General features: G+C 51.4%; 26 protein-coding genes. 10 read left to right on the top strand and 16 right to left on the bottom strand.

The genetic code is table 11. The features are described from left to right. Positions 1-83: 83 nt before the first annotated feature. Together FH871_RS34145 and FH871_RS08290 are read right to left on the bottom strand one after the other, a co-directional pair. Positions 84-224 carry a transposase gene (locus FH871_RS34145; RefSeq protein ID WP_138990996.1) on the bottom strand — a complete coding sequence of 47 codons (141 nt, stop codon included), beginning with the start codon at positions 222-224 and terminating at the stop codon, positions 84-86. Positions 225-463: 239 nt separating this feature from the next. Beyond that, positions 464-682 (bottom strand): hypothetical protein, encoded by a 219-nt coding sequence (locus FH871_RS08290; RefSeq protein ID WP_138990956.1) that lies wholly within the window; start codon positions 680-682, stop codon positions 464-466. Between the two features lie 114 nt (positions 683-796). On the opposite strand from FH871_RS08290, the gene FH871_RS08285 reads away from it, so the two are divergent. From FH871_RS08285 to FH871_RS08265, 5 genes are all read left to right on the top strand, one after another. Then, positions 797-1,417 carry a porin family protein gene (locus FH871_RS08285; RefSeq protein ID WP_138990955.1) on the top strand — a complete coding sequence of 207 codons (621 nt, stop codon included), beginning with the start codon at positions 797-799 and terminating at the stop codon, positions 1,415-1,417. Between the two features lie 109 nt (positions 1,418-1,526). Beyond that, positions 1,527-3,101 carry a VCBS repeat-containing protein gene (locus FH871_RS08280; RefSeq protein ID WP_138990954.1) on the top strand — a complete coding sequence of 525 codons (1,575 nt, stop codon included), beginning with the start codon at positions 1,527-1,529 and terminating at the stop codon, positions 3,099-3,101. A gap of 59 nt (positions 3,102-3,160) precedes the next feature. Continuing rightward, entirely contained in the window at positions 3,161-3,745 is a 585-nt protein-coding gene (locus FH871_RS08275) for a Crp/Fnr family transcriptional regulator (protein WP_138990953.1), read from the top strand. 103 nt (positions 3,746-3,848) lie between these two features. Continuing rightward, complete coding sequence (locus FH871_RS08270) at positions 3,849-4,685, top strand: DUF2306 domain-containing protein (RefSeq protein ID WP_138990952.1); 837 nt, start codon at positions 3,849-3,851, stop codon at positions 4,683-4,685. A 338-nt stretch (positions 4,686-5,023) separates the two neighbouring features. Further along, on the top strand, positions 5,024-5,287 hold the full coding sequence (locus tag FH871_RS08265) for a hypothetical protein (protein ID WP_212768205.1): 264 nt from the start codon (positions 5,024-5,026) through the stop codon (positions 5,285-5,287). Positions 5,288-5,383: 96 nt separating this feature from the next. Here FH871_RS08265 and FH871_RS08260 read toward each other — a convergent pair whose 3' ends face one another. After that, on the bottom strand, positions 5,384-6,952 hold the full coding sequence (locus FH871_RS08260) for a SusD/RagB family nutrient-binding outer membrane lipoprotein (protein WP_138990950.1): 1,569 nt from the start codon (positions 6,950-6,952) through the stop codon (positions 5,384-5,386). Positions 6,953-6,978: 26 nt separating this feature from the next. After that, entirely contained in the window at positions 6,979-10,170 is a 3,192-nt protein-coding gene (locus tag FH871_RS08255) for a SusC/RagA family TonB-linked outer membrane protein (RefSeq protein ID WP_138990949.1), read from the bottom strand. A 399-nt stretch (positions 10,171-10,569) separates the two neighbouring features. Here FH871_RS08255 and FH871_RS08250 point away from each other — a divergent pair, with 399 nt between their 5' ends. After that, positions 10,570-11,625, top strand: coding sequence for a dihydrodipicolinate synthase family protein (locus FH871_RS08250; RefSeq protein ID WP_212768204.1), 1,056 nt, complete (start codon positions 10,570-10,572; stop codon positions 11,623-11,625). A 151-nt stretch (positions 11,626-11,776) separates the two neighbouring features. Continuing rightward, positions 11,777-12,385, top strand: a complete 609-nt coding sequence (locus FH871_RS08245) for a GDSL-type esterase/lipase family protein (protein ID WP_171062795.1) — start codon at positions 11,777-11,779, stop codon at positions 12,383-12,385. Between the two features lie 68 nt (positions 12,386-12,453). Here FH871_RS08245 and FH871_RS08240 read toward each other — a convergent pair whose 3' ends face one another. The 9 genes from FH871_RS08240 to FH871_RS08200 form a co-directional block, all read right to left on the bottom strand. Beyond that, entirely contained in the window at positions 12,454-12,819 is a 366-nt protein-coding gene (locus FH871_RS08240; RefSeq protein ID WP_138990947.1) for a hypothetical protein, read from the bottom strand. A gap of 125 nt (positions 12,820-12,944) precedes the next feature. Next, positions 12,945-13,811 carry an AraC family transcriptional regulator gene (locus FH871_RS08235; RefSeq protein ID WP_138990946.1) on the bottom strand — a complete coding sequence of 289 codons (867 nt, stop codon included), beginning with the start codon at positions 13,809-13,811 and terminating at the stop codon, positions 12,945-12,947. Between the two features lie 10 nt (positions 13,812-13,821). After that, on the bottom strand, positions 13,822-14,517 hold the full coding sequence (locus tag FH871_RS08230) for a siderophore-interacting protein (protein ID WP_138990945.1): 696 nt from the start codon (positions 14,515-14,517) through the stop codon (positions 13,822-13,824). 102 nt (positions 14,518-14,619) lie between these two features. Next, complete coding sequence (locus tag FH871_RS08225) at positions 14,620-15,360, bottom strand: methyltransferase domain-containing protein (protein ID WP_138990944.1); 741 nt, start codon at positions 15,358-15,360, stop codon at positions 14,620-14,622. Positions 15,361-15,605: 245 nt separating this feature from the next. After that, complete coding sequence (locus FH871_RS08220) at positions 15,606-15,779, bottom strand: DUF1059 domain-containing protein (protein WP_138990943.1); 174 nt, start codon at positions 15,777-15,779, stop codon at positions 15,606-15,608. Positions 15,780-15,801: 22 nt separating this feature from the next. Further along, a complete protein-coding gene (locus FH871_RS08215; RefSeq protein WP_229317126.1) occupies positions 15,802-16,200 on the bottom strand; it encodes a DsrE family protein in 399 nt (132 codons plus the stop codon). A 126-nt stretch (positions 16,201-16,326) separates the two neighbouring features. After that, positions 16,327-16,956, bottom strand: coding sequence for a Crp/Fnr family transcriptional regulator (locus FH871_RS08210; RefSeq protein WP_138990941.1), 630 nt, complete (start codon positions 16,954-16,956; stop codon positions 16,327-16,329). A 155-nt stretch (positions 16,957-17,111) separates the two neighbouring features. Further along, on the bottom strand, positions 17,112-17,942 hold the full coding sequence (locus FH871_RS08205; protein WP_138990940.1) for a phosphatase PAP2 family protein: 831 nt from the start codon (positions 17,940-17,942) through the stop codon (positions 17,112-17,114). A gap of 111 nt (positions 17,943-18,053) precedes the next feature. After that, positions 18,054-18,953: a bestrophin family protein gene (locus FH871_RS08200; RefSeq protein WP_138990939.1), complete on the bottom strand. Its 900-nt coding sequence runs from the start codon at positions 18,951-18,953 to the stop codon at positions 18,054-18,056. Positions 18,954-19,295: 342 nt separating this feature from the next. Here FH871_RS08200 and FH871_RS08195 point away from each other — a divergent pair, with 342 nt between their 5' ends. Continuing rightward, the gene (locus tag FH871_RS08195; RefSeq protein ID WP_229317123.1) at positions 19,296-20,324 is read left to right on the top strand and encodes a dienelactone hydrolase family protein; all 1,029 of its coding nucleotides are present in this window, start codon (positions 19,296-19,298) and stop codon (positions 20,322-20,324) included. A gap of 17 nt (positions 20,325-20,341) precedes the next feature. On the opposite strand, the gene FH871_RS08190 is transcribed toward FH871_RS08195, so the two are convergent. Next, positions 20,342-20,818: an FKBP-type peptidyl-prolyl cis-trans isomerase gene (locus tag FH871_RS08190; protein WP_138990937.1), complete on the bottom strand. Its 477-nt coding sequence runs from the start codon at positions 20,816-20,818 to the stop codon at positions 20,342-20,344. 61 nt (positions 20,819-20,879) lie between these two features. Next, the gene (locus tag FH871_RS08185) at positions 20,880-21,089 is read right to left on the bottom strand and encodes a hypothetical protein (protein ID WP_138990936.1); all 210 of its coding nucleotides are present in this window, start codon (positions 21,087-21,089) and stop codon (positions 20,880-20,882) included. 214 nt (positions 21,090-21,303) lie between these two features. Between FH871_RS08185 and FH871_RS08180 the strand changes: the two genes are divergently transcribed. Next, entirely contained in the window at positions 21,304-21,567 is a 264-nt protein-coding gene (locus FH871_RS08180; protein ID WP_138990935.1) for a hypothetical protein, read from the top strand. Positions 21,568-21,662: 95 nt separating this feature from the next. Beyond that, positions 21,663-21,950: a hypothetical protein gene (locus FH871_RS08175; protein WP_138990934.1), complete on the top strand. Its 288-nt coding sequence runs from the start codon at positions 21,663-21,665 to the stop codon at positions 21,948-21,950. 23 nt (positions 21,951-21,973) lie between these two features. Here the strand turns inward: FH871_RS08175 and FH871_RS08170 are convergent, their stop codons facing one another. Further along, positions 21,974-22,420, bottom strand: coding sequence for a YHS domain-containing (seleno)protein (locus FH871_RS08170; protein ID WP_138990933.1), 447 nt, complete (start codon positions 22,418-22,420; stop codon positions 21,974-21,976). Between the last annotated feature and the right edge of the window lie 27 nt (positions 22,421-22,447).

The following is a 22,447-nucleotide window of genomic DNA, read 5'->3' as shown; positions in this document are numbered from 1 at the left end:
ACTGGTGATATTCTCCTGTACTAAAAACAAGTCCTTTATCAGGCTTCGTCGGACTGAAAAACCCCTTTCGATTTGGTGACCGCTCATAGCTGCCGGTGAAAGTCCTCAATCATGTTCGTCGTGTACATAATTCGACGGATGTCTTTGTTGTACTGAAAATAGTTTGATAGACGCGGCCAGTTCCGACGCCAGGATACAATGACTTTGGGATAGCGTAGGCCCAGTTTCTGTTAGAATGCCATCACGACATAATAGACCGTCTCCGGCCTTTAAACGAGCGGCTGCGCTCTTCTTGAAGGCGTCAAAATCGAACGTTTGCTTTTCAATAGTTGTCAGATGGAAGGTAAAAAAACTCCTTTAATCTGACACACTTAATGTAATAGTCTCATTATTAATAACCATAGTTAATAAGCAATAGTGTAAGTTAGTATCTTGTTTACACTATTTTTATTCTGAACTATTGCTATCTTTCTTCGCATTTATAAGTGCCTCTAATAATTCGAACTTTATACTTGTCGCTTTCCTTCTGCTTGCGTTTATACCATTCCCATTCATCGGCACTCATGCCGTCGCCGTTTTTCTCCTGATGCCGGAGTTTTTTAAATAAGTGCATCCCGGTTCGTTCTTCCTGGTTTTCATTCAATTTTAACCCCGCTATATCGCTTTTGTCGAATGCCTTCAACGTGGCTAACGGAATCTTGGTCTGGATTATTTACAAATCACTGGATCGTATTATAATTATTTCATAAGATTTTGTACTATTGAAATCTTAATATACTTTTCCAAACCAATCGATATGAAAACGACCGGTTTTACACTCCTGCTGCTGATGACACTCGTCTCAGCGGCTTTGGCTCAAACTGAAAAAGGGCGCTGGCAAGTGGGCGCGCAGGTGGGCAATCTGACGTACCAACGCTTCAAAGTGTTTAAGGGCCATTCGCTGTCGGTGAACCTGACGCCATCGGCGGGCTATTTTGTGGCTAAAAATCTGCTGGCGGGCCTTTCTGTGCCCTTTTCAAATACCAGCAATAGCTATAAGGCTGGCCCATCGGATTACAACAATCGATCCATCGGCATCGGACCCTTCATCCGCTACTATGTGGGCAATTCGAACGTTAAACCCTTTGCCGGGATTGGCTTTACCTACAACTCCACTGCCATCCGCTACGAAAGCCTCCTCAATCTGAATGACATAAAGCTGAAAGGGAGTTCAACCAATCTGGTTCCGGCGGTTGGCGCAGCCTGGTTTATCAACCGCAACGTGCTTTTGTCTGCCGGTTTTGGGTATTCATTTTACCATGCTAAAAACCAGGGTTTCCAGCAACCGAACCCCAACACCTTGACAGTGACTCCGATAACTGAGAAATACCAGAAGCTATCGTTCGATGTCGGTTTTGCCTTGCTGTTTGGAAAGTAAACCTGAACGATGGGATTGGAGAAAGAAGGGGCCGTTAGATGGGTAGGGAAAAGGCCAAAAGATTGCGTGTTCCTGTGTCGCCAATCGCCCGAATTCGGTTTCTTTGTGCATGAGACGACGGCTACCCTTTTGTATTGTATTCTACCTCCTCCTTTCCTGTACGGCGAAAAAGCAGAATGACCAGACTGCGTTGAGCGACATCCCGGTTTCGGGCCTCTCCGGCAAGGAACTGGCGATGGCGCATTGCAGCGGATGCCATGCCTATGTGAGTCCTGACCTACTTTCGAAAACGAACTGGCGGGATGTGCTGCCGGCCATGGGGCATCGGATGGGGATCTACAGCGAGGGCGTCCGGCCCGACAGTCTGTTTGAACCCGGCCTCAGCGGCACCCTCGTACGGAATGCCCGAATCTATCCGGAAAAACCGGTTCTGGCGCTGGAGGACTGGCGCAAAATTGAAGCCTATTACCTCGACAATGCCCCGGATACGATCCAGCCGCCCGTCCGCAACAGCAAAATCCGGATGGGACTCCGGCATTTCAAGCTCCGGGAACCGTCCCTGGCGCACCGCCCCGCCCTGACGACCCTGGTTAAGATTCTGCCCGACAAGCGCGGGATTGTCTTTAACGACGGCAAAGGCACCCGCAATACCCTGACTTTTCTCACCGCCGACCTGAACGAGCGGCTTAGCCTGGGGCTGGGTGCCACGCCGATTCAGTTTGATGAAAAGGGCAATGATCTGTACATCACCACGGTGGGGAAGGGCATCTTCCCGAACGATGCGCCCGACGGTGCCCTGTTGCGCTGGGTGAAAAATGGCACGGAACCGGGCTATAAACTGGGTAACATCGCCCTTTCCGGTTTGCGCCGACCCGTTTGCGTAGCCTACGGCGATTTGAACAAAGACGGTTTTGAAGACGTGGTGGCCTGTGAATTTGGCAACCAGACCGGGCAACTGGCGTGGTATGCCAGCAATGGGCGCGGGGGCTACGACCGGCGGGTTTTGCGGGACAAACCCGGTGCCATTACGGCCATCATCCGGGATGCGAACCACGACGGTTTACCTGACATTTATGTACTCATGGCGCAGGGCGATGAGGGCGTTTTTCTGTACGAAAATCAGGGCTCAGGCACGTTCAGGGAAAAACGCTTGCTGACTTTTTTGCCCCTCAACGGGTCACAGCACATGGAACTGGTCGATTTTAATAAAGACGGTTTTGATGACATCGTGTATGTGAGTGGCGACAATGCCGATAAAACGCCGATCCTGAAGAAGTACCACGGCATCTCGATCTATCTGAATGACGGGAAATCCAACTTCAAACAGGCATATTTCTACCAACTGAATGGCGCTTACAAAGCGATGGTCCGCGATTTTGACCGGGATGGTGACCTGGATATCGCGGCCATTTCGTTTTTCCCGGACTATGGCCGCTATCCGGAAGAAAGCTTTGTCTATCTGGAAAACAAGGGAAAGTTAAAATTTGACGATTATTCGTTTCCCGAAGCCCCGAAAGGACGCTGGGTGGTGATGGATGCCGGTGACATGGATGCCGATGGCGACATTGACCTGGTGCTGGGTTCGTTCGTGTATTTTATCCCGCAGGGCGACACCACCGGGCTGGGCAAAAAATGGCTGACCACCGGGCCTTCGATCGTGGTGCTGGAAAATACGATTCGGTAGAATTTTCGTTTTAAACCGCTATTTTGCTTTCCTTATCGCCAGCCTTACTCGCTTTCACGATGGAACACTACTACCAGCGGTTTTTCAGTTATGTCGGAGAGATCTTGAGTTTGCCCGACGAAGACAAGGCGTCCATTCGGCAGTTGTTCCAGCCGGTTTTTGTGCCGAAAGACACGATCATCGAACCCGCCGGGCAGGTTCCCCGCTACCATAACTTTATCGTTTCGGGGTATATGCGCAACTTTTACGTAGATCAAGACGCCAACGAAATCACGACTGACCTTAACGAGGGTTCCCGGTTTTTTACGTCGTATTTTCATTTTATGAACCGCACGGTTTCCAACGAAAATCTGCACTGCATTACCGATTGCGAACTGCTTCGCATCAGTCGGGATGATGTGGATGTTGGGGCCAGCCGCAGCCGGACGCAGAAAGACTACACGATTCAGATTCTGCAAAAACACCTCGAAGAAGAAAAGAGCCGGATCAACGACATGACCAGTCTGACGGCCGAAGATCGCTATCGGAAATTTCTCCGGCAGAAACCCACCATCATCCAGCACGTGCCGTTGCGGTATGTGGCTTCGTATCTGGGCATTACGCAGCGGCACCTGAGCCGACTCCGGAGCGGTTTGGCTTCCTGACGTCCATCCCCCAGTCCAACCGCTCATCCGAATAGGACATTTGTCTACCCGGCGAAAAACCGGTTCGTCTTAGGTTTAGGGAAAACTGAACAGCTTTTTCGCTATGACGACACCAACTACCATCTTTTCATCCGGAGAAGCAACTGCTTCGACGGCAACCCGAATGCTGACTTTCGCGGCTACTGCCTGGCTGGTCGTGGCAACAGTGGGGCAGTGGCTCTTTGGATTCTACATTCTCCTGTTTTACGGAAAAACCACCCTGACGGGCGATTTTGCGCGGTGGAACCGGGTTCTGCCACACGGTTATGTCGAAGGCGACTGGAAAGGCAATCTCATCGTTGGCAGCCACGTTCTGCTGGCCGCTGTTCTGGTCATTGGCGGACCGCTTCAACTCATGCCGCCGATTCGTCAGAACTTCCCCCGGTTTCATCGCTGGCTCGGACGGACCTACGTCACCACGGCCATCGTGGTTAGTTTGGCGGGGCTGATCATGGTCTGGACGCGCGGTACCATCGGCGATTTAACCCAGAAAATCAGCATTAGCCTCCAGGCGATTTACATCATTCTGTTTGCCTTACTCGCCATCCGATCCGCCAGAACCCGCCGGTTCGACCAGCACCGGGTCTGGGCGCTGCGGTTGTTCATGGTGACCAATGGCGTCTGGTTTTTCCGGGTGGGGCTGATGAGCTGGTTGCTGATCAACGGTGGCCCGGTCGGTTTTGATCCCGAAACCTTCACCGGCCCTTTTCTCACGGCGCTGGCCGTTTTTACCTATGCCCTTCCGGTTTCGCTGCTGGTGCTGGAGATGTATTTTTATGCGCAGAAAAAAACGGATAAGACCTTCCGTTTTGTCACCGCAGCCCTCATTTTTCTGTGTACCGTCATCATGGCCATTGGGATTTTTGGAGCCACGATGGGGATGTGGCTACCCCGAATTTGAAGGACTGTATTTCCAGGCGGTTGCGGTTTTACTATTGGCAATGGAAAATGTTTCTTAAACACTTGCGTAGTAATTACGCAAGTGTTATTTTTATAAGACGATCCACCACCGGATGACCAGGAAAAATTTACAGGAATTGATTAATACACACCGGGCGCAGATGGAATACTGCAAACGGCTACTCGACCAGAGCTACTATGATCTTGAAGCAACGGACGAAGAAACCAAATGGATTAATCGCTACCTAAAACACAAAAAGATTGTAGAATGGCTGGAAAATCAAATACCAGATGATGACTAAAACCGGGAGCCACGCGCCCACGATAACCCGATCGAATATGATAACGGAAAAAGTAAGTGAAGAAAAAGCATTGGCTGCGTTTGAAAAAGCATCCGATGAAAGCCTGAAAATCATCAAGGGACACGGCTTTGAACTCGACATGGCCGAATGGCTGACCATCGCCCGGTATTCCAAAAAATACGCTATCCCGCAAAGCACCATTACCAGTTGGATTGCCAGGGGTGTCATTCCGGGTGATGCCGTTCAGGATTTGCCCGAATTGAACAACATCCGGCTGATTAAGGATCAACCCTATCGGTAGACGACGCCAACGAAAAACCCGCCAACAGGATGTTAGCGGGTTTTTAGTTTAAGCAGGTTCGCAACGATCCAGTACCCTGCGTTGTATTTCGATTTCCTATTTATCCCACCACACCCGGGTTTTGTAATTATCCGCTCCCTGACGGGCCACGGCGGCATTGTAGTTGGCGGCATTCAAAACCGGTTCGTCGTCCGGGTAGCGCAACCGGCGGGGGTAGGTGCCACCGGTTTCATTGTCGGGATAATTGACGGGGGTTAGTTTCGGATAGCCGGAACGACGGACATTGGCATACGACTCGTAGCCGTTCAGAAAGGTGGCCACCCAATACTCGGAATTGATCTGCTCGAACGCTTTTTCCTTATCGGCAACACCGACAAACGGATTTGCGGTTAAGTAAGCCGTGATGTCCGCATCCGGGATGGTGGCCGACACGTCGTATTGCTGGAGCGTCTTCATCGCGCCCGTCACCCCGTTCCGGTAGAACTGGGCAGCATCGCCGGGAATCCAGCCCCGGACGGCGGCTTCCGCCAGCAGCAACTGGACTTCGCCATACGTCAGCAACATCCGCGGCCCGTCGAGCTTGGCAAACACATCCCGGTTAACGCCCGAAAACTGGTGTTCCTGGCCCGGAGCCGTCGGGTTATAACTGGGGTCTTTGGGCAGCGTAATCCGGTCCAGACCGTTGGGCATACCTTTCTGAACCGCCGGGTCGGTGTTTTTGGTCGCCACATTGGTCGGATCGGTATACACCGCCACCGTGTATTTCAGCCGGGGATCGTTGTGACTTTTCATGTAGTCGAAAAACGTCTTGGCGATTTTACCCGGACTTCGGCCCGACACGCTCAACGTCCAGCTCTGTCCGTTGGTCAGCACTTCCTGCGTCCCGGCTTTGTCGGTTCCCTTGATAAACAGGTTGTCGTCGATGGCCGTAAAAACACCCCCCGCAAACGCCTTTTTGACCCAGGATTCGGCAGCCGCCGGGTCTACTTTGGACATCCGCATGCCGAGACGAAGCATCATGGAATAGCCAAACCGTTTCCATTTGGCAATGTTCCCTGCGTAAACGATGTCGGACGAGGTGTAGAGCGTCTTGCTGGCGTCAAGTTTGGCGGTGGCATCTTCCAGTTCGCTCAGCATGTGGGCATAAATGTCCTTCTGCGGGTCGTATTTGGGTTTGTAAATCTGCTGGTAATAGCCTTGATTGGCTTCAAAATAGGGCAGGTCGCCGTACATATCCGTCAGCCGGTGGAAAATTACCGTTTTCCAGATCCGGGCCATGTGGTACAGATTGTGGTATTGCGGTTTGTCTTTCGACAGCGTAATCACATCCTCGATCAGTTTGGACGAACCGGCAATGGCGTTGTAGGTGCCTTTCCACATGGCCTCGTTATTGCCCTTGTGGTAGACGTACTTATCGCCCTGAAAATCAAAAATGCCCACGTTGCTCAGCGTCGCCATGTGCTGAACAAACGGTTCGGCATAATTCAGGCTGGTGGCTTCATCGCCCTTTGCCGTGTTATACTGTCCGGTCGTAAAGAGATACGCGGGGTTGAACCGGTCGGCGGTAACCGCGTTGGGGTCTTTGTTCAGGTCTTCAAACCCATTGTCACAGGCCGAAAGAAAAAACAGGCAGCCGGTGAAAACTATATAAATGCTCTTTTTCATGTCAATTTAGGATAACCGGTACGAAACTAGAATTTCAAATTCACATTAAACCCGTAGCTCCGGGTTGGCGGCAAAGGCGTGGATTCGATCCCCTGATCATTCCCGGCCGAAAGATTCGTTTCGGGATCAAGTCCGGGGGTGTGTTTCATCAGAATGCTCAGGTTCCGGCCCACCAGCGAGACACTGGCACCCTTGACAAACCCGATTTTTTCGTAGAGGGACTTCGGCAGGGCGTAGGTGAGCGATACATACCGCAGCTTGATAAAACTGGCGTCGTAAATGTAGTCGTCCAGCGCATCCCGTCGCCGGACGATGATGGCCCGGTTATTCACCCGGTCCGCCGTCACCAGAACCTTGTTCTCTTCACCACTTTCGGTCACGCCCGGCAGCACGGCACCCGCTGCCCGTCCCAGCAGTGAGTGCGGTGACATACCCCGGTGGTCGAGGCTGTAGTTGGTTTCGGAGTAGATCTTACCGCCAAATTTGCCATCCACCTGCGCCGACAGCGTGAAGTTTTTGTACGCAAAATTGTTGATGATCCCGGTCGTGTATTTGTTGATCCCGGACCCGAAGGAAACCACATTGGTGGGAACGATCGGCAGTCCGGTCGCATCGATCACATCCCGACCCTGCGCATCCCGTTTGATCGTCCGACCGACAATCTGCGAATATTCCTCGCCTTCGACATGCTTGATGAACGCTTTCGTGGAGGTCGCCAGAATGAGTTCTTTGGACGTATTCGAGATCTTCAGCACCTTGCTTTTATTATACGCCAGGTTGAACGACACGTCCCAGCGGAAGTTGCTGGTCGTCACCGGTTTGGCTGTAACCAGCAATTCAACCCCCCGGTTGCGGATTTCGCCGACGTTGACCGACACCCCCGAATACCCGGTGGTGGAGGAAATACTCTCGACGGCAATGTCGTTGGTGGTCAGCTTGTTGTAAACGGCCAGGTCAAAACCAAGCTTGTTGTTGAATAACCGCAGATCCAGGCCCGCTTCAAACTCGTTGACACTCAGTGGCCGCAGGCTGCTGTTGGGTACGGTAAACTGGTTGATGGTTCCGAGCGAACGACCGTCGTAATTGTAGGGCAGCAATCCATACGTCAGGTTGAGCAGATACGGATCGGTATCACCGCCCACGGCCGCATAGGCAACCCGCAGCTTGCCGAAGCTGATGGCCCGGGGCATGTCAAACGCCTGCGAGAACACGAAACTCACCCCCGCCGACGGGTAAAAGAAATTGTTCGACTTGGGGTTCAGGGTCGAGAACCAGTCATTGCGGCCCGTGAGGTTCAGATACAGGTAGTTGCGATAACTCAGTTCCGCCGTGGCAAAAACCGAGTTAATCTTTTTGTCGTACGTGGCCGTCGTGGTGTTGCGGTTGGCGGTATTGTTGATCACGTGCAACTGCGGAACCACGAAACCGGAGCCGAGAATCGTCGTCGTATACCGGTGCTGCGCCATGAGGTTACCACCCAGATTCACCGACAGGTCGAAATCCTTGTTCAGGCTCCGGTTCAAACCGATCAGCCCTTCAAAGTTCCGCTCCCAGAACGTCTGCTGCGACTGGTCGATCTGGCCCGCCGGCCGGTAGCCCGTTCCTTCGGGTACAATTTTGTTGGTCATGAAACCGTAGTAATCCTGCCCGACCTTTCCCTGAATAAAAAGCCAGTCGAAGAGGTTGTACCGCAGGTTCACGGTGGAGATAAACCGGTCTTTGTTCGTCTGGTTTTTAATCCGGTTGAGGGTGTAATACGGGTTGGTTGCGTTCAAATCCGTCCCTAGAACCTTCTCCTTGTAATTGTCATCGTAGCCCGGCGAGAGGGCGCTGGTCGGCATGTTGCTGTTGACATACAGGATCGTTCCGGCACTGTTCCCCGAGTTGCCCGTAAACACGTAGCGGTTATCGACGCGCTCGTTGATGTAATCGACATTGGCCGCCAGGTTCAGATTTTTGGAAATGTTCTGGTTGAGCCCCAGGCTGATGTTGTTCCTTCTCATGCTGGCATTGGGAATGATGCCTTTGTTCCGCATGTCGGTGATCCCCAGCCGGAAACTGCCCTTTTCGCCACCGCCCGAAAACGAAATGTTGTTGGTATTGGTCTGTCCTACACCGTAAAAATCCTCCAGCACCTGATCTTTCACGTAGGAATAAGGCCGTTTCACTCCATCCAGTTGAATGGTTTCGGAACCGTCGTACAACGCGCCCCAGTGGTTTTGCCCGTGGTTGGCGGCATCCTGCTGGCTGGCCGGTTTTACCCCGCCGTAGCCCTGGCCGTACTGCTTTTGTAACTCCCAGAGAAAAAAGGGAACTTCAAACGTGTTGTTGGTATTGAATTCAACGCCGAGTCCTTTGTTGCCTTTGCCCGATTTGGTCGTGATGACAATGGCCCCGTTTTTGGCCCTGGAACCGTACAAAGCCGCAGCCGTGGCTCCTTTCAAAACCGTGATGTCTTCGACGTCGTCGGGGTTGATGCTGGAAATGTTGTCGCCAAAGTCCGGGTTGTCATTTTTCGGTCCTCCGAACTGGGTGTTGTCCATCGGCAGCCCGTTGATGATGTATAGCGGCTGGTTGTTCCCCGAAATCGAGGTATTACCACGGATGGTTACGCGGCTGGAACCGGCCGGACCTGTAGCTGCCGGACTGATGTTGACTCCCGCTACCTTGCCGTTCAATGAATTGGCAAAGTTGGTTTCCCGGGTTTTGGTAAAACTTTCGCCATCTACTTTGGTGACTGAATAGCCGAGGGATTTGGTCTCCTTACGAATCCCAAGGGCGGTCACCACCACTTCGTCCAGGGCCTTGCTTTCCGCCAGGAGTTTGATTTCCAGGTTCGTGCGGTTGGCCAGCGGGACTTCCTGCGCGGTGTATCCCACAAACGAAAACACAAGCACCGAATTCATCGAAGGCACATCGATCGAAAAGTTGCCCCCCGCGTCGGTGGTGGTTCCTTTCTGGGTGCCTTTCAGCAAAATGCTGACGCCGGGCAGTGCATCGCCCTTTTCGTCGGTGACTTTCCCTTTGATGCCCTCAACCGGTTTGGGCAATGACCGGCTCCGCTCGATCGTTCCGGTTTTTCGTTCCGGGGTTGCCGACCGCAGAACCGGCGCCGAATGGGCCGTGGTCGCCACAAGGGCCATAGCGGTGAGCAGGGTACACCGCTTGCTGAACCATGCGAAGGGTGTACCAGTGTCTGGTAAAACTAATCCTTTCATGCAATAAATAGGGTTTGGAATAATCAGGAATCGTTACAGGGACGTCATAGAGATGGGATGCGTCGGTTTAATCATTACATATACGTTCCTATGCCAATAGTGTACTACGATTATTTCTATTTTTAAAAAATAAATTGCAAAACGGTCGTTTGGGTGCTTTGGTAAGGGATATTTACTCTCAAAATCCGCCTATTTTCGGCCCGGAAGGCGGTTCTGGAAGGACTTGAAAAAAAAGAGGGCGGATCGGGAGTACCAATTGCCCTGGTTTGGAGTATTAATTCTTAAGCCAGGGAACGTTGATGTGGCGGATCGAACGGATTAAAACGGATTTTTTATCTGTGTGAATCCGTTCGATCCGTCACATCAGCATTCCCATCCCAATCTAAACCCTGATGATAAATGAAACCGCTTACTCCCTTTTCCCGACGGGAATTTCTGGAAAAAATGACCCCGGCCGCCGTGGCCGTTCTCGCCGGTGCCCAGACACTTCTGCCCGCAACGACCCAGGCAAAAACCGTAGCCAGCGGAATCGGGCGGGACGAAAAAAAGTTCGTTCCGGTGATGATTACCCCCTTCGATTCCAGTTCCGCCATTGATTACGACCGGCTTTCCCGGTTGATCGATTTTTACCTGAAGGCCGGAGCCAAAGGTTTTTTTGCCAATTGCCTGAGCAGTGAAATGTACTTTCTGACCGACCAGGAGCGAATTGCCCTGACCCGGCACGTGGTGAAGCGGGTCAACGGAAAAGTCCCGGTGGTGTCGACGGGCTCATTCGGGGATACGCTAAACGCAAAAGCCGATTTTGCCCGAAAAATCCACGATACCGGCGTGGATGGCGTGATTCTGATTTCGAGTCATTTTGCGGGGAAAGAAGAAAGCGATGCGGTTTTGACGGAGAATTTTGAAAAGTTTCTTTCGCAAACGGGTACTATGAAAGTCGGGACGTATGAATGCCCGAATCCCTACAAGCGGCTTCTTTCGCCCGGTGTGTTCAAATCCCTGGTTTCCAATAAGCGGATGATCTACCACAAAGACACCTCCGAAGATCTGAAAAACATTGAAACCAAACTGGAAATCGCCCGCGGTTCCCAACTGGAATTTTACAATGCGCATACCGCTACCGCCGTGGCATCGCTGCAAAAAGGAGCGCGGGGCATGTCGCCGATCTCCGGTAATTTTTACCCCGAAATCCATAGCTGGTTGTGCCGGAATGCCAACGATCCCTCGAAAAAAGCGGATCTCGACTGGATTCAGGCCGAAATTACCCGAACCGAACCCATTATCTCGAAATTTTATCCGCTTAGCGCCAAATACTTTTTGAAGAAAAGAGGAGTACCTTTGGAACTGGTCTGCCGGGCGAAGGCCCAGGCAATTCCGGCGGAGCAAATAAAAATTCTGGATGATACCTACACGACTTTCCTCGGCTGGTGCGACCGACTGGACATCAAAGGGTAGGAGACGTTACTTAAAAGTTATGATGCGATCGGTTGAGGCTTGTTTGATTTCTCTCGTTTTATTCCTTTCAACTCCCGTGTCGGCCCGGTTGACTGATCACCCTGCTTTTCAAAGACATTCACCGCAAAGCCAGAAGGACACGACCACGAAAGTGGTCACGATCCTGGGTTTTGGTGATTCGATTACTCAGGGTGGTGCTGATTTTGTTTCCTATCTTTTTCCGCTTCAGAAAAAACTACGGAAGGCGGGGTATTCCGTCCAATTTATTGGCCCCAAGGTCAGTACCACCCCAACGGACACGGTTTATAACGCCGGTTACGGGGGCAAAAATGCCGAGTTTCTGGCAGCCAGTGCGGATAGCCTTTACAGCCGGTTTCCTGCGGACATCGTTTTGCTGCACACCGGTCACAACCATTTTGATACTGAAAATCCGGTAGCCGGTATTGTTACAGCTCAGAAATCCATCATTGCCCAACTGATGGCCATCAATCCGCGGGTTGTCATCCTGGTGGCTCAGGTTATTTCCAGTGGTAAACTCCCGAAGTACAGCTACATTCCAGCCCTCAACGAGCAAATCGGAGTGATGGTTAAAGAGTTGAACAGCAGGAATGTAATACTGGTTAATCAGGAGAAAGGCTGGGACTGGCAAACCGATGCAATCGCCGATAAAGTCCACCCGAACGCACAGGGGGCCGAAAAAATAGCCCAGACCTGGTTCGACGCTTTAAAAAGGGTTTTGCCACGGCCTAAAAAAGGATGATTGAAACTAAAAATGAGCACACGAATGGGGCGGATTGAGGCAGATAAAAATCTGTTCAATTCACTTCATCACATCGGCGACCCGGCCGCGTTCCCGTCTTCATTGACCCGGTCGGCCGACTGCCGGGCTGTCGCTACCGATTGTTCAAAGTCTTCCGGAGACAATGACGAGAACTCGTTGACAAACAGGATCGGGCCGGTTTCGGCTTCCGCATATTCCGTACCCATTCGCAGCCATAAATTCCAGTCCGGGGCCTGCATGTGGGAAATGGTCCCGACCACTTTTGAGTCTTCCGGGCGTTGGGCGTAGAGGCTGGCATAACTGGCCACCAGATTCGGCAGTTGCCGCAAAAAAGCGTTCTGTACCTCCGTGGGGAGTTGATTGAACGTAAGCCGGGCCTCGTCGGCCCAGTGCGTATCGAAAGGAGCTTCCATGATTTTGGGTAATAAAAGACGTTTCCTGCTTACCGGTTTATGGGAGAAACAGGCGTCCAAGATACCCATCTTTTGCATAGGCTTCGAATCCCTGTTGCCTTATCTGAAAAAAATAACGGTGAACGTCATCGATACTTTTTTCTAAAACTGGCCGGCGATGTCCCAATCGTTTTACTGAACAACCGGATGAAGTATTTCTCATCTTCGTAGCCCAACTGAAACGCAATTTCCTTGACGCTTTTGGTGGTATACACCAGGAATCGCTGGGCTTCCCGAAAAATTTCAAGCTGGATGAGGTAGGTTGAAGAAAACCCGGTGACCGCCTTGACGGTATCGTTCAGATAACTGACGGTTATATTGAGTTTTGACGCATAATCAGCGGGTTTTTTCAGAAGGAGAAAATGGTCTTTCACCAACTGATGAAACCGCCTGGTAATCTCCAGACTCCGGGATGAATGGTGCTGAATGCGTTGATCCTCCTGCGCCTGAAAAATCAGTACGGTTTTGTAAAAAAGGGCATTGATCAACGTTTGGAGAAGCTGCTGGTGAAAGTTTGCCGATGATTTCTCGCGTTCGGTTGAATGGATCAGATTGAAAAGGGTGCATACCGCTGTTTTTTCAGCCTCGTCCAACTGGAGTAAAATGACCTTCACAAAGGATTGGTCGATAACACTGCGGACCTTTTCGTCAATAAAGTGCGCATCAATGGCAAGCATCCACCCGGTCAGATGATCGTTGGCAAACCCGACTTCGTGAACCTGTCCGGGCCGGGTTATCAACAGAGAGGAGGGTTGGATGTCTATATTCTGGAAATCAACGCTAAAATTTAGGGAACCACTTTCCATGAAAAAAAAGCAATAATGGTCGTGGCGGTGGGGAGCCATGATTTTGTCACTCAGATGCTCCGGTGTGGTCGTGTCTTCCAGGGAAAGAATTCCTATTCCAAACGGCGTTTCTTCCAGGTGAAAGAAGGGAATATCGTGGGTCGCCATGCTGCTTTTTTTATGACCAGAACCCGTGGGCCTGGAATGTCGCCCGGACGTCCGGTATTGCCTTCAGCTTTTTCCGCAAGCTTTTCACCAGGGGTGTATGGCCTGCCAGATAAACCGAGGTATACGCGCTTAACTCTTTTGATACCGCCCATTGTTCCAGGGTTTCCAGGCTGTTTCCGTGCGGGTTGAAGATAAATTCAAATTCGGGATTATTCGCTACCAGAGAGGATGGTAGCTGGTAAATTTCAGGCAGTATAATCACTACTTCCATCGGAAACCGCTTTCGGTCGGTTAACTGCTTCATTCCTAAAAAATGCCCGATTGCGGTGCCATCGCCCAGGCACAGGATTTTCCCTTCTCTCGTGGGTACCTGGGCTGCGTGGGCAACGCCTAAGGGAATCTTGTCGCCCTTTTTTAGCCGCTGAACCCAGCGGCTTCCGGCTCCGTCGTGTCCGGCCTCGATATAGAGGGTGCAAATTCTTTCTTCTGCGTTCCAGGTGGCCGGTGTATAATCCCGGTATTCAAACTCCGCGACTTTGCATTTTAAGCGCTGGATGGTGGTCCATTTTTCCATCGCCGTGGTAGGAAGATGAACGTCGACTTCATACAGCGTTGCCGGTTGCCAGGCCCGAATGGCCACGACGTGTGAAGGCGTTGAAAGTTTATCGATTAGCTGCGATACGGCTTTTTTGAGAACATTTGCCATCAATCAGTCATTTGTTTTGGCAAAAGTATCGCAAAATGACAGGGCTTTTGTCCAACAAATGACCTGAATAGGTGGACGAATGGCGGCAGTTTTGAAATTCGTTCAAGCTATCTTGTTTTGATACACAACCGTCAGGCCGGGTCGGAATCCGGCGGGCATCAGGCTGAAGAAACGGTTCAGATAACTCCACTTTTTTTGCGGAAAAGGGGGGTGTTCTCCGTTGATCGGTCGGTATCGGTAATCAAAGTAATTGTTGAATGAAACGTGTACAGGAGTCAATCCTGCCTGTTGCCCATACCGATATAACTCTTCAGCCGTATACTCCCGAAAATGACCGGGGTTGTCGTGTTGCGTTCGGATTAGTTCATACGGATTCTGGCCCAGCATCATCTTTACCCTTTTGTGGAGGGCTACCGCATTCGGAGTCTGGACAATTAAAATACCGTCTTTTTGCAACAACGATTTTAAAAATGGGTATACCAATAACGGTGAGGTGTATAGGTGCTCAATCACTTCGGCCATCACGATCGCTCCGTATTGGGGCAAATCGGTTCGGTAGCGGTCGGGAAACTGGCAGTCGTTGAGGTTATAAAAATAGTGGTGTCCGTAGGGGGTTGGTCCTTCTTTTTCAAATCCCAGTGTATCGATGGGGCGTTTAAAGCGGGTTTTCAAAAGGTCTGTCAGGCGGGAAACTCCGATGTCGAGGAGGGGCGTGTCAGAGGCCGAAAACCGGTTGAGTAATTCCAGTGTCGTTGCGTATCGGTGTGCATGATAAAGGGTATACCCATCCCCAGGATAGGCCGAATGAATTTGCCGGACAAGTTCGGCACGCGTAATGGTCATGAGAAAGAAGGCTACAGAATCGAAAAGAGCAGGACAAATGTATCATATTTGCTTAATTATTTCTACTCAAAATCAAATTCAGTGGCTTCCGATTCACTTCAGTTCTGGGTTTTACCCTGCGCCGGCGAAATAAAAGGACGAAACAGGGAAACTAGCCGTGCCCCGTTTCGTCGGATTGCTAAGTAGAAAAAGGCTTCCTGCTCGTTCAGCAGCTGTAACTTTTTACGGACCCTTCCGACCGGTTATCAGGCTTCCTCTTTAATCAACGTTTTGACCTGCTCGGCCAATTCCGGCGTAACCGTCAGGCCGTGAACCGTCAGGGCATGTTCAGCCGCCTGTTGCAATACTTCGTCGTCGGTGGTGCCTTTGATAACGCCTGCACAATCGAAGCCAACGTCCCGGCAATGGAGAGTTTTCATGGTTTTATGGAGTTTGTAATGGTTAATACGTGAACATCCGGTCGCTCTCCGTGGCCAACCTGATCAGCACGGTGGGCAAGGCAAATTCGGCCGGTTTGCCTTGCAGGTCAGCCGGGGTCATTCCCCGGGCTTTCGCGGAGTTGCCGGATAGGTAAAACCGTCCGTTTCCCTTCACAATGGCATCGTAATGCTCTCGGAGGTTTCCGGTCCCTACACCGGTTAACTGGTTCAGGGTTTCTTCCTGTAACAGCTTCACGCCGTCGCCCGCCAGAAACAGATTGACCGCGTGGCCTTCGTCGAGGGCGGTTTTGGCGACCAGAAACGCCAGGGCAGCCCGGGTAGGGTCCTGGCTTTGGGTAACGTGAATGAGAAACGTCAGCCTCTTTGGCGGAGGGGTGCCAGGGTTCGATTGCGCTTGCATAACGGAAAAGGAGAGGAGAAAAATGATGTGGATACAATACGTTTTCATCCCTTTAGCGGTTGGTCAGGACAAATCTATACCACCCTACCGCCAAAAAACGGTATCAAAAGATACATAAAGCAAAAATTATTTTAGCTGAATAGAACCTCTGAACAGTTTGACTTTACCCTGTTGTTCAAACCCTTTCAGGATGCGGGAAATAACCACCCGGGTTGTGCCCAGTTCATACGCCAGATTCTGGTGGGAAATGGCGATTTGTGGGGTGTTTTCTTTTTTAGCCCGGTCGGTCAGATAGGAGAGAACCCGTTTGTCGATCGGATCAAAGGCGACGCTTTCAAACGATCCCAGCAATTCATCGTAGCGACTGCGAAAGGTCTGGATCAGGTAAGCATTCCAGGAAGAATATTTCAATTGCCATTCGTTGACGAGCCGGGTGGGAAAAACAAAGATTTCGGACGGTTTGGTGGCCACTCCATACGATGTGCTGGTGTGATTGAAATACGCGGCCGAAAGCGACATCATGCACGTCTGGCCTTCCCGAACGTAGTAGAGCAGAATTTCCCGGTCTTCTTTTTGCTGAAATACCCGGATTTCGCCTTTGATAACGATGGGCAGAAAATCCAGGTATTGCCCTTCCCGAACCAGGGTATCATCTTTGTTGACCGTGATGAATTTTCCGTGGGTTAGCATTTCCTGACGAAGTGCCGACTCCGTAAAAGCCTTGGGCAGTTTGGCTAGAATTTCGCTTTCTTCCATGCAGATGGGTCGATTAGGATGAGGACAGATGGGTTCGGATTCGCCCGGAAAGCCCGGTTACCAAAGATAACAATCTGCACGAATCTTAGCGGTTATTCGCGGGATAATCGGGCTGATAAGTAATAAGTTGCCTACTAGTAGAATTCGTTAGCCATTTAAAACCGGTACGTAAACGCGATTCCTTTCTGGCCGGTAAAGGTGAACGCCGGTTGCAGGCTGAATTGGCCGGTTTTTTGGCGGATGCGATGAATCTCCGGAATTCCGATTCCGCACACGGCACCAACGAGAAAACCCGTCAGCACATCCGTCCGAAAATGTTTGCCGGCGTTCATCCGGTTGAACCCGACCAGAATCGGTGGGATGGCGGCCCCCGAAAACACCGCTACCCGTTTCCAGCCCCTGATGTGGTAAAAATCCGTCAGAATTTTGGCTCCAAAAAATGTGGCCGTGGTGCTGAAAGAAACATGACCGCTGTAGAACGAATTGCTTTTGGCATTCCCGATTTTTTCCGAGACCGGAATCGCCGGATTGTAGGTTAAGGGCCGGGCCCGCCGGATCGAGAAAGCTGTGGCGAAATAGAGCAGGTTATTGACCGCGTGTGCCGTCGTATACAAGGTCAACACATCCAGCCCTTTGTGCCGGATTCGGTTGCTCAGCATCAACAGCAGCGGGCTGGCAATCGACAGATTCAGAAACCGGTCGGATCGTTGCTGGGCCGCTTCAAACCGGGCCGGGTCGAAATAGGCGACGGGCCGGTCGAAGGCGTTGATGCGGGTCGGGTCGAGTTGGGCAATGTCGTCGGCGTTGAAACGGGCGTACCGGTCGAGTTGCCGGTATCCAAAAATCGAAGCGCCCAGCACCGCCAGTGAAGCTGGTAGTTCGTAGGCCCGGTATACCCGGTAGGGTGAACGGCTGGCAGAATCCAACTGCCCGAAAACCGGCAAACAGTGGACCCACAGCACAAGGATGGACAGGTATACTTTCATAGTTTGGCAGGCATGACAGCAAGTATACCAAATTTTAGATGCATTGACGGCATGGCCAGGGTTTTGTCCGCGTCCGAATTGAGAAGATGAGTTCCCGGACCAATGGCGAAGCTACATGGTGTAATAATCGTAGGGCAGCAGTTTGGGCGGTATTTCTTTATAATCCGTCATGGTTTTGAGGTTGATCTCGATGGTGCGCGCAATGGACGTCATGGGGGTGTCGGTTGGCTGGTTTTCAAACGGGTCCTGGAGTTGAACGGCACTTTTTTCGAGTAGCAGAAAGGCGCAGGAAATCAGCGTCACCAGCGGCACATCCAGGTAATACAGATCGGCTTCGAAACAGAACGGCAGAACGGCGGCAAAAAGATAGATGAACAACTGCAAGTTGAACGTATAGGTACGGGGAAAAGGCGTGTTCTTGATCCGTTCGCAGCGCCCCATCGAGTCGGTCAGGGTGTTCAGGGTGGTGCTGATCTGCACCATTTGATAATCCGTTAGTTGCCCGGTTCGATACAGCTGGCCAACGGCTAAACCGTGTTCGAGCATCAGTGCATTGGGTCGGTTGTCGGTTGCCAGAATGGCCTCGACGGTGGCCGGGGTCAGAAATTCCTGCAACCGCCGTTCGACTTCATGACCCCGCAGCGAATCGCCCAGCACAAAACACCAGGCGCATTGCCGCTGCACAAAGGCGTGAATGATCATTTGCTGGTTGGGTGTCATGGGCAGAAACATCTGAAGCTGCCGGATCAGACTGCGGCTGTCGTTGACGATGGCTCCCCAGATAATCCGGGCTTCCCACCAGCGGTCGTAAGCCTGATTGGTGCGAAAAGCCAGAAGCAGCGAAATGCAGGTACCCAGCAAAGTCGGAATCGCAATGGGAATGGTCAAATACCGAAGGTGAAAAAAGTACTTGGCCAAAACGACCACATTGGCAAACAGAAATACCAGCATAGCCTCCCGGCGAATTTTTCGAAACAAAAACGTGAACGGAATTGATTTGTCAAGTAACATGATTCTGGCAGCTAAGGAATACGGTTTTGGTGACTGTATTTTTTGAATAAAATCGTACAAAAAAAGCCAGACGACGGAAGTCCCCTGGCCCTATGATATCGCTACTGAAACGGTTATTTTTTCAATTAGGCACTTTTCACAGCAACCCCGCTTTGGCGCGATTTACACTTACAAAACCCGCCTTGAAAAAAAATGTTTGTAAGGATGGATTTTTTTTACTGGAAAACTTCACCAATGAATCGACTAGTCACTTTTTGTAATAATTTCAGGAATTCACCCCGTTCCAGATCGGGACCAGGTAAACCGGTTTTCCTCACAATGAAACACTCAAGACGAAATTTTATGAAGTCGCAACTGATGGGCGGGCTGGGCGTGCTATCCACCGCCGGAAGTTTGCCAATGGTGGACGGTTTGCAACCTGCCCCCCCGGTTTTGTCGGCCGAGACCTTGCGGAAACACTACCAGGCCTGCCTGGGCGGGCCTTTCCCCAAGCCCACGCCCTTGCTGCCGCAGCTTCGGGAAACGATGCCAAAAGACGGCTACCGCATCGAATCGATCACCTACGAGGTGGAGCCCGGCGACCGGGTTCCGGCGCTGTTGCTGATCCCCGAATCGGCGACAGCTCAAAAACCGGCCCCGGCCATCGCCGTCTGGCACCAGCACAACGGTGAGTATCACCTGGGCAAATCCGAGCCAGCCGGTTTGGCCGGCAACCCGATGCACCATACCGCCGTGGCACTGGTGCGCGAAGGCTACGTCGTGCTGTGTCCGGATGCACTTTGTTTTGAGGAAAGGCAGGACCCGACTGGGAAGTTGAAAAAAGGCGATTACGAACGCTTCGAGTTTCTGCGCCAGGTGGTTCGGGGACGAAGTATGGCCTGGAAGAATGTGCTGGAAATGCGCCGGGCCGTCGATTATCTCAGTAGCCGTCCGGAAGTACGTGCCAATCGGATCGGCTGTTACGGGCATTCGATGGGATCGACGCACTCCTGGCTGGTGGGGCCGCTCGAAAACCGGCTGAAATGCATCGTCGGAAATTGTTGTCTGCCATCCTATGCCGCCATTGAGCACGAACACCTGCTGCATTGCTTTCCGAACTTTGTGCCGGGCTGGCTTCAATACGGCGATACGCCCGACATCGCGGCCCTTATTGCCCCCCGGGTTCTGCACCTGAACTTTGGAGAAGAAGACTCGGGTTCACCGATCGACTTTGTTCGGAAGGCCATTCCCCGAATTGCACAGGCGTACCAGAAAGCCGGTGCCGCCGGTAATTTTACTTCCTTTATTGAACCGGGCCAGGGCCATGTGCTGTCCGACGCCATGTGGGCGAAGGCCAAAGCGGTTTTCGCACAACACCTTCAGGGCGGCTAAGCCGGTCGAAGGCGTTTTTAATTGCTCTGGATGAGGTCAATCGTGAACACCAGAATCGAATTGGCCGGAATCCCGTTCAGGGCCTGTGCGCCATAAGCCAAACTGGGGGGTACATACAGTGTAATGCTGCCACCGGGAGCAATCAGCGGAATGCCTTCCTGCCAGCCCACAATGAGTTGGTTTAAGCCAAAAGTGATGTTGTTGGCACTGTCAAAAGTGGTTCCGTTGGTCAGTTTCCCCACATAATTGACGGTTACGGCGGAACACAGCGTTGGTTTGGTTCCGGAACCGGGTGCCTGGATGCTGTAATAAAATCCTCGCCCATCGGCCATCGCGGAAATGCCGCTGGAATCAATGTATTTTTTCAAAGCGGTAATTTCCGAATCGGGTGCCTTGAGGGTAGGAATGGTTGGGTCGCAGGGAGCCTGCTCGGCCTGCTGGCAACTGCCGGCTAGCAGGGCCCAGGCCAGTAACATAAATCCGTATCTTTTCATAGCAAACAAATGGGCCGCAAGCTACAGCATTCGCCGAACATACGCTACGGCCAGACGCATTTTACTCTTCGCGAATCAGGGCAATTCCCCGCATCAGCGACGTAAAAGCCAGGTAGGTAAACAGAATGACGCTACCGATTTTGGCCACGACGGCCATCCAGCCGTATTCATCGATCACCCGCATGGCCTCCTCATTGGCATAGACCTGAACCGACATGTAGACGAAGGAGAAGGAGAGAAGAATTAACCCAATACCGGCCGCTTTTTTCATGATCGAAGAAGGTTTTTTGCGTCTCTAAATATAGTCGATTCTTGGGGAATTGCAATCAGGTGTAGGTGCTACTAGAATGGGGAAGTTTTTCCGGGGATTCGTTCTATTTACAAAAAAAAGGGCCGTTGGATACGCGTTCCGGGAGTTTCTACTATCTTACGGCCGACAAACGTATAATACCCCGGTTAGCTTGTCTACTAATTCTGCTCAACACATGTGGCTTTACTTTTCGCTTTGCTATTCACAGGGAAAAAACCGTTCCTGCCGACTCTACTCCAATGAGCTGGAACACCTGATGGAGGTTTTAAATTATTTTGCCGGTTCAGGATGTCGGCTTCTTTCGGCGTTTCTGGTCGATAACGAGGGGAAACGGACCGACCTGCCGCTGACCGCTTTCGATGGCTTACCGGTAACCAGTGTCATGCACGGGCTGGAAAGAGAATATCAACGAGCCTTGACAACCCCTTTGTGTGAATAGGGCGGCACCGTTAAAAGTCTGATTATTAGGTTATGCCAAATGAATTGCCTACCTTCTGGGAAACGATGAAAAAATCGCCGAAGTGGTGAACTGCTATGGAAACATTAGAAATGGGTTTGGCAAAATTCAGGTTGTCATTTAAGCCGTCGGAGGCTTCCCCAACGGTATTGTTCTGGGATGAAAAATTTGCGAGAGACGATGAAGACCGGTTTTTTAAAGTAGTCGATAAAATGGTAAAATACGCGCTCCGAAAAGGCGATGCCAGCCGGAAATTTACGTACGAAAGTGCCGTCGGGAATCTCCGGCTGTACATCAAACTGGTGGACAACGACCGCGTATGGTTTCACAATCTGCTAAAAAAATACCAGGACGAAACCACGTAGCCGTTTCGTCCCGGACAGCGACCCTATTTCTTCTCCCTTGCCTCAACCCAGTTCGTATCCGCTTTTTGAATGTAGCCAGGCCGGTCCTTGTTCCATTCCGTCCGCACTTTTTGGTTGTAATTGAGATAGAGCTTGTTATCGACGATCGTCCAGGCATCGGGTTGGGTGGGAGCTTTGTAGCCTCTCGACATGCCGAAGGCACAATACCCGCCGTATTGGGGCGCAAACCGTTCGGGTTCAGCCTGAAAAGCCGTTTTGTTTTTTTCACTGGCAAAATGCCAGTGGGCACCCTGCCATGTCCAGGTCAGCGAATCGGTCCCTACGACCGGTTTTCCTTCGGTAAAATAACCCACCGGGTCATAGCCGCCCAGGGCTTTGTCGGATGTTGAAAAAATGACGGGTTTCTGGGCAAAAGCCGCAGCGGAAAAGAATAAAAAGACGACGGTTAAACGGACAAAATTGCGTTGCATGATGAATGGGGGTTAGTAATCAATCGT

Source organism: Larkinella sp. C7, assembly GCF_006149005.1.
Lineage (GTDB): Bacteria > Bacteroidota > Bacteroidia > Cytophagales > Spirosomataceae > Larkinella.
This window is presented reverse-complemented; position numbering and strand designations above follow the sequence as displayed.